The 13,181-nt window shown below is 62.2% G+C and carries 14 protein-coding genes and 1 tRNA gene; 14 read left to right on the top strand and 1 reads right to left on the bottom strand.

Going from position 1 to position 13,181, the window contains the following annotated elements; translation table 11 throughout:
- Nucleotides 1-3: 3 nt before the first annotated feature.
- The 10 genes from rpmD to AB6N07_RS18850 all read left to right on the top strand — a co-directional run bounded on the left by rpmD (nucleotide 4) and on the right by AB6N07_RS18850 (nucleotide 8,767).
- Nucleotides 4-207, top strand: coding sequence for a 50S ribosomal protein L30 (rpmD, locus tag AB6N07_RS18895; protein WP_370674612.1), 204 nt, complete (start codon nucleotides 4-6; stop codon nucleotides 205-207).
- Nucleotides 208-236: 29 nt separating this feature from the next.
- Nucleotides 237-707 carry a 50S ribosomal protein L15 gene (rplO, locus tag AB6N07_RS18890; RefSeq protein WP_370674611.1) on the top strand — a complete coding sequence of 157 codons (471 nt, stop codon included), beginning with the start codon at nucleotides 237-239 and terminating at the stop codon, nucleotides 705-707.
- 280 nt (nucleotides 708-987) lie between these two features.
- Nucleotides 988-2,322 carry a preprotein translocase subunit SecY gene (gene secY, locus AB6N07_RS18885; RefSeq protein ID WP_370674610.1) on the top strand — a complete coding sequence of 445 codons (1,335 nt, stop codon included), beginning with the start codon at nucleotides 988-990 and terminating at the stop codon, nucleotides 2,320-2,322.
- The gene (locus AB6N07_RS18880) at nucleotides 2,319-2,897 is read left to right on the top strand and encodes an adenylate kinase (RefSeq protein WP_370674609.1); all 579 of its coding nucleotides are present in this window, start codon (nucleotides 2,319-2,321) and stop codon (nucleotides 2,895-2,897) included. The genes secY and AB6N07_RS18880 overlap by 4 nt, the downstream gene beginning before the upstream one ends.
- A gap of 320 nt (nucleotides 2,898-3,217) precedes the next feature.
- A complete protein-coding gene (gene rpsM, locus AB6N07_RS18875; RefSeq protein ID WP_370674608.1) occupies nucleotides 3,218-3,586 on the top strand; it encodes a 30S ribosomal protein S13 in 369 nt (122 codons plus the stop codon).
- Nucleotides 3,587-3,842: 256 nt separating this feature from the next.
- On the top strand, nucleotides 3,843-4,235 hold the full coding sequence (gene rpsK, locus AB6N07_RS18870) for a 30S ribosomal protein S11 (RefSeq protein WP_370674607.1): 393 nt from the start codon (nucleotides 3,843-3,845) through the stop codon (nucleotides 4,233-4,235).
- Nucleotides 4,236-4,350: 115 nt separating this feature from the next.
- Nucleotides 4,351-5,373 carry a DNA-directed RNA polymerase subunit alpha gene (locus AB6N07_RS18865; RefSeq protein WP_370674606.1) on the top strand — a complete coding sequence of 341 codons (1,023 nt, stop codon included), beginning with the start codon at nucleotides 4,351-4,353 and terminating at the stop codon, nucleotides 5,371-5,373.
- A 91-nt stretch (nucleotides 5,374-5,464) separates the two neighbouring features.
- The gene (gene rplQ, locus AB6N07_RS18860; protein WP_370674605.1) at nucleotides 5,465-5,899 is read left to right on the top strand and encodes a 50S ribosomal protein L17; all 435 of its coding nucleotides are present in this window, start codon (nucleotides 5,465-5,467) and stop codon (nucleotides 5,897-5,899) included.
- Between the two features lie 133 nt (nucleotides 5,900-6,032).
- Nucleotides 6,033-7,457 (top strand): DegQ family serine endoprotease, encoded by a 1,425-nt coding sequence (locus AB6N07_RS18855; protein ID WP_370674604.1) that lies wholly within the window; start codon nucleotides 6,033-6,035, stop codon nucleotides 7,455-7,457.
- Nucleotides 7,454-8,767, top strand: coding sequence for a replication-associated recombination protein A (locus tag AB6N07_RS18850; RefSeq protein ID WP_370674603.1), 1,314 nt, complete (start codon nucleotides 7,454-7,456; stop codon nucleotides 8,765-8,767). The genes AB6N07_RS18855 and AB6N07_RS18850 overlap by 4 nt, the downstream gene beginning before the upstream one ends.
- Nucleotides 8,768-8,785: 18 nt before the next feature.
- Here AB6N07_RS18850 and AB6N07_RS18845 read toward each other — a convergent pair whose 3' ends face one another.
- Nucleotides 8,786-9,025 (bottom strand): DUF2798 domain-containing protein, encoded by a 240-nt coding sequence (locus tag AB6N07_RS18845; protein ID WP_370674602.1) that lies wholly within the window; start codon nucleotides 9,023-9,025, stop codon nucleotides 8,786-8,788.
- Between the two features lie 293 nt (nucleotides 9,026-9,318).
- On the opposite strand from AB6N07_RS18845, the gene AB6N07_RS18840 reads away from it, so the two are divergent.
- The 4 genes from AB6N07_RS18840 (at nucleotide 9,319) to AB6N07_RS18825 (ending at nucleotide 13,181) form a co-directional block, all read left to right on the top strand.
- Nucleotides 9,319-10,275 (top strand): hypothetical protein, encoded by a 957-nt coding sequence (locus AB6N07_RS18840; RefSeq protein WP_370674601.1) that lies wholly within the window; start codon nucleotides 9,319-9,321, stop codon nucleotides 10,273-10,275.
- A 332-nt stretch (nucleotides 10,276-10,607) separates the two neighbouring features.
- Nucleotides 10,608-10,682: transfer RNA gene (locus tag AB6N07_RS18835), tRNA-Val, on the top strand.
- 221 nt (nucleotides 10,683-10,903) lie between these two features.
- Nucleotides 10,904-11,953: a methyltransferase domain-containing protein gene (locus AB6N07_RS18830; protein WP_370674600.1), complete on the top strand. Its 1,050-nt coding sequence runs from the start codon at nucleotides 10,904-10,906 to the stop codon at nucleotides 11,951-11,953.
- 40 nt (nucleotides 11,954-11,993) lie between these two features.
- Entirely contained in the window at nucleotides 11,994-13,181 is a 1,188-nt protein-coding gene (locus AB6N07_RS18825) for an FprA family A-type flavoprotein (RefSeq protein WP_370674599.1), read from the top strand.

Genomic DNA, 13,181 nt, shown 5'->3' with positions numbered 1-13,181 from the left:
ACCATGTCGACCAACAAGAAGTCGGGCAAGACCGTTACGGTCGAGCAGATCTATAGCCCCGTCCGCCGTCCCGCTGATCAGCGCGCGACGTTGGTCGGTCTCGGTCTCAACAAGCTGCATCGCACGTCGACGCTGGAGGATACTCCTTCGGTTCGCGGCATGATCGCGAAGGTCCAGCACCTCATCCGCGTCGTGGACGAGGCCTGAGATACCCGCCGGTCGAAAGGATCGATGAAATGAAGCTCAACGAGCTCAAGGATAACGAAGGCGCGACCAAGCCGCGTATGCGCGTCGGCCGTGGCATCGGCTCGGGCAAGGGCAAGACCGCCGGTCGCGGCGTCAAGGGCCAGACCTCGCGGTCGGGCGTTGCCATTGCCGGGTTTGAAGGCGGTCAGATGCCTCTGCATCGTCGTCTGCCCAAGCGCGGTTTTACGAATATTTTCGCCCTCGATCTCAACGAGATCAGCCTGACGAAAGTCCAGGCCGCCGTCGACGCTGGTAAGCTCGACGCCAAGGTGCCTGTGACTGTCGAGGCTCTGGTTTCGGCCGGTCTGCTGCGCCGTACGCTTGACGGCGTGCGGGTTCTCGGCGGCGAGATCAAGTCGGCGCTGACCTTCGAGGTCGTCGGTGCTTCAGCGCCCGCGATCGCGGCGGTCGAGGCTGCCGGTGGCAAGGTCACCGTGTCGGTGGCTGCCAAGAAGGCGTAAAGACAATGCCCCCGGGCAGATGCCGTCTTCACGTGATCGTTTGCGCGACGCGTGGGATTAGGTGTCTCCCGGGGGCTTATTTCGTCCGCGACTTGGGTCTATATAGCGGACGTTTGGATTAGCTTGTGCGCGGTTTGCCGCGCTTTGGCGGTCCGAAGCTGGAACAAGGCGCTTCAGCGAATCGCTCGAAGGCGCTAAGGCCAGCGGTATGAAGGGTGGAACGGTCTCGCGGCATGCGGGGCGGTGCGCCCCGAGGTTCCCCATTCGGGCGGAGTGAGACATGGCCTCTGCGGCAGAACAACTCGCTGCAAATCTGAATTTCGGCGCGCTCGCTAAGGCGGAAGAGCTCAAGAAGCGGATTTGGTTCACCCTTGGCGCACTTCTGGTGTATCGCCTCGGAACCTATATCCCGCTGCCGGGCATCAACCTGCAGGCGCTTGCCGATGCGTTCAAGCAGCAGAGCCAGGGCATTCTCGGCCTGTTCAACATGTTCTCCGGCGGCGCCGTCGGCCGCATGGCCATCTTCGCCTTGGGCATCATGCCCTACATCTCCGCCTCGATCATCATTCAGCTTTTGACGTCAGTCATTCCGGCGCTGGAAGCGGTGAAGAAGGAAGGCGAGTCAGGCCGAAAGAAGATCAATCAGTACACCCGCTACCTGACTGTGCTGCTCGCCGCGGTTCAGTCCTATGGCATCGCCGCCGGGTTGCAGGGGCAGGGTTCGATTGTTCTCAATCCCGGGCCGACTTTCATCATTTCCACCGTGCTGTCGTTGATGGGCGGCACGATGTTCCTGCTTTGGCTTGGCGAACAGATTACGTCCCGCGGCATCGGCCAGGGTACGTCGCTGATCATCTTCGCCGGCATTATCGCCAATCTGCCGCACGCCCTTGTCGGTATGCTGGAGCTCGGCCGTCAGGGCGCCCTTGCCACGCCGATCATCCTGGCCGTGCTGGTGCTGGCCGTGGCGGTCATTGGCGGCATCGTGTTCTTCGAGCGCGCCCAGCGCCGGTTGCTCATCCAGTATCCGAAGCGCCAGGTCGGGAACAAAATGTTCCAGGGCGAGTCGAGCCACCTGCCGCTGAAGCTCAATACGTCTGGTGTCATTCCGCCGATCTTCGCCTCGTCGATCCTGCTCATCCCCGGCACCATCACTGGCTTTGCCGGTGCCAACGCCGCAGGCGGCTGGCTGCAGACCTTCGGTACGCTGATGGCACACGGTCAACCGCTTTACATGCTGTCCTATGCCGCGATGATCGTGTTCTTCGCCTTCTTCTATACGGCTATCGTGTTCAACCCGACCGATACCGCCGAGAATCTCAAGAAGCAGGGCGGCTTCGTTCCCGGTATCCGACCGGGCGAGCGTACCGCCATCTACATCGACTATGTTCTGACCCGCATCAACGTCCTCGGTGCCATCTATCTCGTCGTTGTTTGTCTGCTGCCGGAGTTCCTGATCTCCACCACCGGTGTTCCGTTCTACTTCGGCGGCACGTCGTTGCTGATCGTCGTGTCGGTGACCATGGACACCGTGTCCCAGATCCAGGGTCATCTCCTCGCCCATCAGTACGAGGGGCTGATCAAGAAGAGCAAACTTCGGGGGAAGCGTAGATGAGGCTGATTCTTCTCGGGCCGCCGGGCGCCGGCAAGGGGACGCAGGCGCAGAAGCTGGTCGATCGTTACGGTATCGTCCAGTTGTCGACCGGTGACATGCTGCGCGCGGCTGTCGCTGCCGGCACCGAGATCGGCAAGAAGGCCAAGGCCGTGATGGACGCTGGCCAACTCGTTTCCGACGAAATCGTCATTGGCATCGTCTCCGACCGAATCGAAGAGCCGGACGCCAAGAACGGCTTCGTGCTGGATGGCTTCCCGCGCACCGTCGCTCAGGCTGAGGCGCTGGACAAGCTGCTGGCTGACAAGAAGCTCAAGCTTGACGCCGTGATCGAGTTCAAGGTCGACGCTGAAAAGCTCGTCGACCGGATCGTTCGCCGCGCCGAAGAAGCCAAGGCGGCCGGGCAACCGGTGCGCAAAGATGACAATCCGGAAGTGTTCCGCAAGCGTCTGGAAGAGTTCCGCGCCCTGACGGCGGCGCTGACGCCTTTCTATGCCACGAGCGGGTTGCTGAAGCCGGTTGATGGCATGGCGCCCATCGAAGAGGTTGCCGGCGCGATTCGCGCTGCCCTCGAGTGAGACGGACGTCCGGCGAGGAACGAGCGTTCCAAAGCTGGGCGATCGGTCGCCGACCGGGCTTTCCGGCGGCGATTTCGGCGACAAACCCGTGTCCGAAAGGTTGACGGAGAGGCCGGTTCCGGCTATTAACCGCCACCTATCCACGGGTTCTTCGTGCGATGGCCTGTATGCGTTTGCCCATGTTGGACGGAGCGCCATGGTTGTCGCGAAAATAACCCGGCCGGCGCCGCCTATGGAGCCGCCGTCTAGACACCGACCTCCACGGCTCGAACGGGGGAGGGAGCGATCCAAAAGGATCGCGACGACAGGAGTGAAGTGAAGTGGCCCGTATCGCTGGCGTCAATATCCCCACCGCCAAGCGCGCCCTGATCGCGCTGCAGTATATCCATGGCATCGGCCCGAGGTTCGCCGAGGAAATCCTGGGCAAGGTCGGTATCGATCAGGCCAAGCGCGTCAATGAGCTTTCGGATGCCGAAGTTCTGCAGATCCGCGAAGTGATCGACCGCGACTACGTCGTCGAGGGTGACCTTCGCCGTGAGACTGCGATGAACATCAAGCGTCTCATGGACCTCGGTTGCTATCGTGGTCTGCGTCACCGCAAGGGCCTGCCGGTCCGTGGTCAGCGCACGCACACCAACGCTCGTACCCGCAAGGGTCCGGCGAAGGCGATTGCCGGCAAGAAGAAGTGATTCCATTTCGTCGGTCCGGCGGTGCGTCGGTCCGGCGAAAAGGTTCGGTCATGGCGCCGGTTCCGTGAGCAATCGCGGACGGCGCTTTGTCCATGGCGGAAGGTCCGGCAGGACCGTTCGCCAATTTGGGGGGAAGGGCAGGGTGCTCTTCTCCGAAGTCGTTCCGGTGCGCTGAGTTTCTTTTGAAGGCGTGCGCTCCGGTGTAGCCGCTGGTATTACGGCGGTGAAGAGATCGAAAGCGAGAGAGTTAGAGAACATGGCCAAGGAAGCCGCAGGTCGCGTCCGCCGGAAAGAACGCAAGAACATCACGTCAGGCATTGCCCACGTGAATTCCACCTTCAATAACACGATGATCACCATCACCGACGCGCAGGGCAACACCATCTCCTGGTCGTCAGCCGGCACCATGGGCTTCAAGGGTTCGCGCAAGTCGACTCCGTATGCCGCCCAGATGGCCGCCGAGGATGCCGCTCGCAAGGCTTCCGAGCATGGCGTCAAGACCCTGGAAGTCGAAGTCTGCGGTCCGGGCTCCGGTCGTGAATCGGCGCTGCGCGCTCTGCAGGCCGCCGGTTTCCTGGTGAGCTCCATCCGCGACGTTACCCCGATCCCGCACAACGGTTGCCGTCCGCGTAAGCGTCGCCGCGTCTGACGCTCATCCGCGAACGTCCGGTGGCCGGAAAGGCGCCGGGCATGGCCCGTCAAGGCGGTGGTCCCTGCGGGGGATGCGGCCCGCGGCGAACCGCTTCACATGAAAGGGTATCAACGTGAGCATCCAGAAGAACTGGCAAGAGCTCAAGAAGCCGAACAAGCTCGAGGTCATCCCGAGCCGCGATCCGAAGCGCTTCGCGACTGTCGTCGCCTCGCCGCTCGAGCGTGGCTTCGGTCTGACGCTCGGCAACGCGCTCCGTCGTGTCCTCTTGTCCTCGCTGCAGGGTGCGGCGGTGACGGCGGTTCAGATCGACGGCGTGCTGCACGAGTTCTCCTCGATCGGCGGCGTGCGTGAGGACGTCACTGACATCATCCTCAACATCAAGGAAATCGCCGTCCGCATGCAGGGCCAAGGCCCGAAGCGGATGGTCGTGCGCAAGCAGGGTCCGGGCGTAGTTAGCGCCGGTGACATCCAGACCGTTGGCGACATCGAGATCCTGAATCCCGAGCTGGTCCTCTGCACCCTCGACGAGGGCGCAGAGATCCGCATGGAGTTCACGGTCGATACCGGCAAGGGCTACGTCCCGGCCGACCGCAACCGTCCTGAAGACGCTCCGATCGGTCTGATCCCGGTCGACAGCCTCTACTCGCCGGTTCGCAAGGTGTCATACAAGGTCGAGAACACCCGTGAGGGTCAGGATCTCGACCTCGATAAGCTGACGCTGACCGTCGAGACCGACGGCTCGGTGAAGCCCGAGGACGCCGTCGCCTATGCCGCTCGCATCCTGCAGGACCAGCTGGCGATCTTCGTCAACTTCGAAGAGCCGCAGAAGGACACCAAGGTCGAGACCGTTCCGGAGCTTGCCTTCAATCCGGCGCTGCTCAAGAAGGTCGACGAACTCGAGCTGTCGGTCCGTTCGGCCAACTGCCTGAAGAACGACAATATCGTCTACATCGGCGATCTGATCCAGAAGAGCGAAGCGGAAATGCTCCGCACGCCGAATTTCGGCCGCAAGTCGCTCAACGAGATCAAGGAAGTGCTGGCGCAGATGGGGTTGCATCTCGGCATGGAAGTCCCGAACTGGCCGCCCGAGAATATCGAAGACCTGGCCAAGCGCTACGAAGACCACAACTACTGAGCCGAAAAGCTCGCCGGAGGGCCAGGCTCTCCGGCTCGTTCTAAACAATCCTGCCCGGCGTGAGCCGCGCGAAGACAAATAGGAGTAGGCCATGCGTCACGGTAATGCGGGCCGTCGGTTCAACCGCACACAGAGCCATCGTAAGGCGATGCTCGCCAACCTCGCCATCTCGCTCGTCGAGCATGAGCAGATCGTCACCACCCTGCCGAAGGCGAAGGACCTGCGTCCGATCGTCGAGAAGCTGGTGACCATTGCCAAGAAGGGCGACCTCGCCGCTCGTCGTCAGCTCGCTGCTGAGCTGCAGAACAACGAGATCGCCGCCAAGAAGCTGTTCGACGTGCTCGGCCCCCGCTACAAGGCCCGCGCCGGTGGTTACACCCGCGTGCTGAAGGCTGGCTTCCGTCAGGGCGACTCGGCCGCTGTCGCCGTGATCGAGTTCGTTGATCGCGACGTCGCTGCCAAGGGCGCTGCCGACAAGGCCCGCCTGGCTGCCGCTCCGGCCGAGGCCGAGACGGTCGCCGCCTGATCGGTAGGCTTCGCTGAAAGTTGAGCAAGGGGCGGTCCATCGGGCCGCCCCTTGTTGTTTGAGCGTCCTTCCGTTGCCATATTCGGCGGCGTAAAAGAACGGCATGTCGACTGTGCGCTCTTGGAGTTACGCGATGCGACCGAACGGACTGTCTCGCCTTATCCTGGCTTTCGGCTTTGTGGCTTGCGTATCAACGGGGATGGCAACGGCGGCCGATCGGGCATTGCCGACCTCGGAGGCGCAGGTCAAATTGTCCTTCGCACCGGTCGCCAAGGTTGCTGGGCCGGCTGTGGTCAACGTTTATTCGACCAAGACCGTCAAGGTGGCCTCTTCGCCGCTGATGGACGACCCGTTTTTCCGTCAGTTCTTCGGCGGCGATATTCCCGGCATCGGTGGACAGCGCGAGCGGCACCAGCAATCACTCGGCTCCGGCGTCATCGTCGATCCCTCCGGCCTCATCGTGACCAATAACCATGTCATCGAGGACGGTGACGACGTGAAGGTGGCACTCGCCGACAGGCGCGAGTTCGAATGCGATGTGGTGCTGAAGGACGAGCAGCTCGATCTCGCCGTGCTGAAAATACGCAACCCCAAGGGTGAACTGCCGACATTGCCGCTGGCTGATTCCGATCAATTGCAGGTGGGGGACCTGGTATTGGCGATTGGCAATCCCTTCGGCGTCGGACAGACGGTGACGCAGGGCATCGTCTCGGCGCTGGCGCGCAGTCAGGTTGGTATTTCAGATTATCAGTTCTTCATCCAAACAGATGCCGCCATCAATCCAGGTAATTCCGGCGGTGCGTTGGTCGATATGGACGGTAAGCTGGCCGGCATCAACACGGCCATCTTCACCCGCGGCGGCGGCTCCAACGGCATCGGTTTCGCCATTCCCTCCAACATGGTGAAGGTGTTCGTCGATTCGGCCCGTCGCGGCGGCTCCGCTGTCGAGCTGCCGTGGATCGGCGCTGAGCTGCAGCCGGTCACCTCCGACATCGCCGAGAGCCTCGGCCTCGATCGGCCGTCGGGCGTGCTAATTACTTCGATACTGCGCAAGAGCCCCGCCGAGGAAGCCGGCCTCGACGCCGGCGACCTCATCGTTGCCGTCGATGGTGTCGAGGTCAGCGATCCGCGCGTCTTCAATTATCGTTTGGCCACCAAGGGCGTCGGCAACGTGGCCAAGCTCACTCTCAACAGAGCGGGCAAGCTGATTGAGGTGTCCGTGAAGCTGGTGACGGCGCCGGAGACGACGCCGCGCGAAACGCTGACGATCGATGCGCGTTCGCCCTTCCAGGGGGCGACCGTCGCCAATGTGTCACCCGCTGTCGCCGCCGAGATCGGGCTCGCCTATCGCGGCCAGACCGGTGTGGTGATCACCGCCGTTGCTGCCGGCTCTCCGGCCGATCGCATCGGCCTGCAACGGGGCGACATCGTGGTGTCGGTCAACGGTAGCGACATTACCGCGACAAAGGTCTTGGCCGACGTCGCCGGCTCCGATCCGATGTTCTGGCGCGTCGCCATTGATCGCAACGGCCAAGTCCTGCGCATGGCCTTCAGATGAGCGATCTGTTCGGTTCCAGCACGACGGATAATCGCGCCGGCCGTCCGCTGGCCGATCGTCTGCGTCCGGCCAACCTGTCGGAAGTGGTCGGTCAGGATCATCTGGTTGGGCCGAGTGGCACCATTACCCGCATGCTGGCCTCCGGGTCGCTCGGTTCGCTGATTCTCTGGGGGCCGCCCGGTTCGGGCAAGACCACCGTTGCCCGCCTGTTGGCGCATGAGACCAATCTCGCCTTCGAACAGGCCTCAGCCATCTTCACCGGCGTTGCCGATCTCAAGAAGCTGTTCGAGGCCGCTCGCCAGCGACGGGCGCTCGGCCGTGGCACGCTTTTGTTCATCGACGAGATCCATCGCTTCAACCGGGCCCAGCAGGACAGTTTCCTGCCGGTCATGGAAGACGGAACGGTGACGCTGATCGGCGCCACCACCGAGAACCCGTCTTTCGAACTCAACGCCGCCCTGTTGTCGCGCGCCCATGTGCTGGTCTTCAAGGCGCATGATGAAACCTCGATTGGCCAGTTGCTGGACCGCGCCGAGGCGGTAACCGGCAAGCCGCTGCCGCTTGACGGGGAGGCGCGGGCGGCGCTCGTTCGCATGGCCGACGGCGATGGCCGCGCCGCGCTGACGCTCGCCGAGGATGTCTGGCGGGCGGCCGGCGAGGATGAGGTGTTCGACGCCAAGACGCTGCAGGAGATCGTCCAGCGGCGGGCGCCGGTCTACGACAAGGCGCAGGACGGTCACTACAATCTCATCTCGGCGCTGCATAAGTCGGTACGCGGCTCCGATCCGGACGCGGCGCTCTATTATTTCTGCCGCATGATCGATGCCGGTGAGGACCCGCTCTACGTGATCCGCCGGGTGATCCGCATGGCCGCCGAGGATATCGGTCTTGCCGACCCGCAGGCGCTCTCCGTCTGCATCGCCGCTCAGGGCGCCTATGAAATGCTCGGCTCGCCGGAAGGCGAACTTGCCATCGCCGAGGCGGTCGTCTATGTGGCGACCGCGCCGAAGTCGAACGCTGTCTACACCGCCTTCAAAACCGCGATGGCGGCGGCCAAGGAATTCGGCAGCCTCGTACCGCCGCGCCGTATCCTCAATGCGCCCACCAAGTTGATGAAGGGCGAGGGCTATGGGGAAGGCTATCGCTACGATCACGATGAGCCCGACGCCTTTTCCGGGCAGGATTATTTCCCAGAGAAGATGGGGCGCCGGGCCTTCTACCAGCCGGTCGAGCGCGGCTTCGAACGAGAACTCAAGAAGCGGCTCGACTACTGGGCACGCCTGCGTAAGGAACGGCAGGGCGAGAGCTGACAGTGTTGTTTCCGCCCATCATCCGGTTGGAAGGGTGCAGAGGCGAGCAACGAGCTGCCGGACGAGCGGCGCCAGCACCAGCACCACTGGAAAGGCGACTGGCCAGGAACTCAGCCAGGCGGCGAACCAGTGGCCCGGGAGGTCAGGTGACAAGCCGGTCGTGCGCAAGGTAGACACGCCGGACACGACGAGCGACATCAGGCCCGACAGGACGAGGCCGAAGAGAAAGGGCGCAAAGCGCGCCGAAATGCGAAACATGGAAAGCTCCGTTAACGTCATGGGCCACCAAGACAGGCATAGAGGCCCTGTGGCGCGTTGGCTGACGTTAACGCTTACGGCTGCCGGGGCACCGACAGTCACGATTTAGGTGCCGTTCTTCCGCTTCGATGTCAAGATGGCAGCCTCGTTCGCCGCTTTGATGAGCGCCGGAGCTTGCGGAATTGGATCATTAACCATCTGTCTTCAGAGGTTTTTTAACCGGTTCCCTTAAGCTCGAAGTCGGAATTGTGGTGTAGCCTCCCCATAAGGGTAAGCCACTGGGAGCGGGGATCATGACCGACAGCGGAAAGACGATAGCGCCAGACGCCGCGCCGCTCGACGCTGTCGCTCTTTTGCGGGCCTCCGTTTATGCCGACGGCGCCGTCGATGCCGAGGAAGTCCGCCGTCTTTGCCGTCTCGCCGCCGAGGAGGGCTTCCCGACGGCGACCGGTCGTCAGCTCTATACTGAAGCTTTGACCGATTATGTCGCCCTGCAGACGGCTCCGAGCGGCCATGTCAGCGAGGAAATGGCCCGCTGGCTGATTGGTGTGCTCTCGGCCGACGGCATCACCACCGATATGGAAGTCGATCTTCTGGTCAACATCATGCGCCGGGCTGATTCGGTGCCCGTGGAGCTTTCCGCCTTCGCACTCGCAGAGGTGTCGCGGTCCGTACTGACTGGCGCCGAGGGTGGCATCATCTCCGCCGCCGACGTCGAACGCCTGCGCTCGATTCTCTACGCTTTCGGCAGCGAGCGGTCCGTCGGCATCAGCCGCGAAGAAGCGGAAGTGCTGTTCGACCTCAACGATCATAGCCGCGAGGCGGAAAACGATCCCGCCTGGTCCGATCTATTCGTCAAGGCGATCGCTTCCTTCCTGATGGCGGCGCGCGGCTATACGCTGCTATCGCGCGAGGAAACGCTCAGCCGCGATGCCTGGCTCGATGCCCCGACCGGCGGCGTCACCGCGCTGTTTGGCGACATGCTCTCGAGCATGCTGTCCAATGGCCTGCGGGGTGTCTGGTCAGCCTGGCGTCAGCAAGACGACACATCCTCAATGCTAAATGAGGCCGATGAGACCCGCATCCGCCAAGCGGAAGCGGTCACCTCGGAGGAAGTGAAATGGCTGGCTGATCGAATCGGCCGCGACGGGGTGATCCACGCCAACGAAAGGGCGCTTTTGAAATTCTTGTCCGAGGAAAGTCCGGACATCCATCCATCGCTGCGTACTTTGCTCGACACCGCTGCCTGACCCGGTCAAGAGCGCTTCCCCTACGCAGCGCCCTGCGCGCGGCGCCCGGACATCCCACCGGGCGCCGCGAAAATTTATGGCCCGCCGTCTTCTCTTGTTTCTGTTCTGGCTGCATTTTCGCTGGCAGTGGGCGAGACTTCTGGCCTCTCTTCGCCGGATATCCGGCGATCGAATTTTCGTTTCCATGACGCCTTGACTTGCCCCACCGAGGGCCCTTATATCGCGCCACCGCATCAAGGTTCGGGCGCGTAGCTCAGCCGGAAGGCACTTCGTTCAGACAAGTGTTCTCTTGCTTGAAAAACGTAGTCTCAGACTGTAGTAGGTTGGTTTAAGGTCGCTTAGCTCAGCGGGAGAGCATCGCATTCACACTGCGGGGGTCGTAGGTTCAATCCCTACAGCGACCACCATTCAACAAAAGGCTTAGCTGGTGACAGCTAAGCCTTTTGTTTTTTAAGCCTTGGCGGACGGATCAACAGCTCAACGCACGAGGCCATGTTGTGATGCCGGGCGGTCATTTTCGCCCTTTGTCTTCTACATGACAGACCCAGTCACCAATTCGGCGCGATGATCTCGACCGACGTTTCCCGACATCCGGCTGGATGGGAAGGAGCAGGAAGTGGAGGTCGTGATGGATGAAGTAACAGCGACCGTTCGCGATTATTATGGGACTCGGCTCAAGGGGCGAGACGACCTCAAGACGGGCGCCTGCTGTTCCACCGAGCCACTTTCTCCGAGACTACGGTCGATTCTCAATACCATCCATCCCGAGGTGTTGAACCGGTTCTACGGCTGCGGCTCGCCGATTCCGGACGATGTCGACGGCCTCACCGTACTCGACCTCGGTTGTGGCACAGGGCGCGACGTGTTCATGCTGTCGGCTCTGGTCGGGGAAACCGGTCGGTCGATCGGCGTCGACATGACCCCCGAGCAACTGGCGGTCGGCCGTGACCATCAGGCGGAACAGGCGCGCATCTTTGGGCACAAAGCATCCAACGTCAGTTTTCTCGAAGGTCGGTTCGAGGATTTGTCGGCTGTCGGTGTCGCCGATGGATCGGTCGATGCGGTGATCTCCAACTGCGCCCTCAATCTGTCTGCCGACAAGGCAAGGGTATTTGCCGAGATACGGCGGGTTCTGAAGCCGGGTGGGGAGCTGCTGTTCTCCGACATCTTCGCAAGCCGTCGTCTGCCGGCCGACGTGGCCGCCGACCCGCTGCTGGTCGGCGAATGTCTTGGCGGGGCGCTCTATGTGGAGGATTTCCGACGCCTGATGGCAGTTGCTGGCTGGCTGGATTTTCGATTGCTCGCCCGGCGAACGATCGTCCTCGACCACCCTTACATCGAGCTGCTGGTCGGTCCGACGACCTTCTCGTCGATGACAGTCAGGGCCTTCAAGCTCGACAACCTCGAAGACTGTTGCGAGGACTACGGTCAGGTGGCGACCTATCTTGGCACCGTGCCCGATGCCCCCGCCGGTTTCGTTCTCGACGATCATCATCGCTTCATCGCCGGCAAACCAATGCTGGTCTGCGGCAACACGGCCGCCATGGTCGGGGAAAGCCGCTTTAGGCGTCATTTCCGTGTCGATGGCGATCGAACCACGCATTTCGGTCGGTTCGAGTGCTCGCCATCCGGCTCGAGCGCTCAGACCGGCGGCGCCCCGATCTCGGGCTGCTGCTGAGCCCACCCTGTTTATCGTCATCAAGTGAAAGGTATTCGCGATGATCCCGCAAAAGGTTACGGACGGCATTTTCTCATATCGGGCGATCGACTGGGATCGTGAGCTCTTCGATGAGTTGGTTCCCCTGCCGGAAGGCACGACCTACAACGCCTATCTGGTCAAAGGCAGCGAAAAGACGGCGTTGATCGACACCATTTATCCGCCGAAAACAGCGGAATTCATCGCCGCGCTCAAGAAGTCCGGCATCGAGCGGATCGACTATATCGTCGCCAATCATGCCGAGCAGGATCACTCCGGCTCCATTCCCGCCGTCCTCGAGCTCTTCCCCGACGCCAAGGTGGTGACCAACGCCAAGTGCAAGCGCTTCATCCTCGATACTCTGCCGGTCAGTCGCGATGCCTTCATCACCGTCGGTGATGGCCACACCCTGTCGCTCGGCGACAAGACGCTGCAATTCCTGATGACCCCTTGGGTCCACTGGCCCGATACCATGGTCACCTACATCCCGGAATCGCGCATCGCCTTCACCTGCGACTTCCTGGGCGCCCACCTCGCCACCACCGATCTTTTTGCCGATGACGAAGCGCGGGTCGAGACGGCGGCCAAGCGCTACTATGCCGAGATCATGATGCCCTACCGGAGCTTCTCGAAGGAAGCTGGCGACAAGGTCCGGGCGCTGGAGCTCGACTTCATCGCCCCCAGCCATGGCCCGATCTACGCCCGTCCGCCCTTCATTCTCGACCTATATAGGTCCTGGACATCCGACGAGCCCAAGCCCTTCGTGGTCATCCCCTACGTGTCGATGTACGAGAGTACGGCGCTGATGGTCGGCTACCTCACTGACCGACTCATCGAGCGTGGAATCGGCGCCAAGCCGATCAACGTCGTCGATCTCGATACCGGCGAGTTCGCCATGAGCCTTGTCGAAGCGTCGACCGTGGTGTTCGCCTCGCCGACGGTGTTGTCGGGACCGCACCCCAGCGTCGCCTACGCGGCCCTCCTCGCCAACGTGCTCGGCCTCAAAGCCAAGTATGCGGCGGTGATCGGCTCCTTCGGCTGGGAGGGCAATCTGCCGGAGATCATCCAATCGATGCTGCCGAAGCTGAGTGCCACCTTCTTCGAACCGGTGATGGTCAAGGGCTTGCCGCGCGAAGCGGCGTTCGCCGAGCTCGACCGCCTCGCCGACGATATCGCCGCCGCGCATGCCGCCAAGCAGGCCGCGGCCTGA

Source organism: Pleomorphomonas sp. PLEO (assembly GCF_041320595.1).
Taxonomy (GTDB): domain Bacteria; phylum Pseudomonadota; class Alphaproteobacteria; order Rhizobiales; family Pleomorphomonadaceae; genus Pleomorphomonas.
This window is presented reverse-complemented; position numbering and strand designations above follow the sequence as displayed.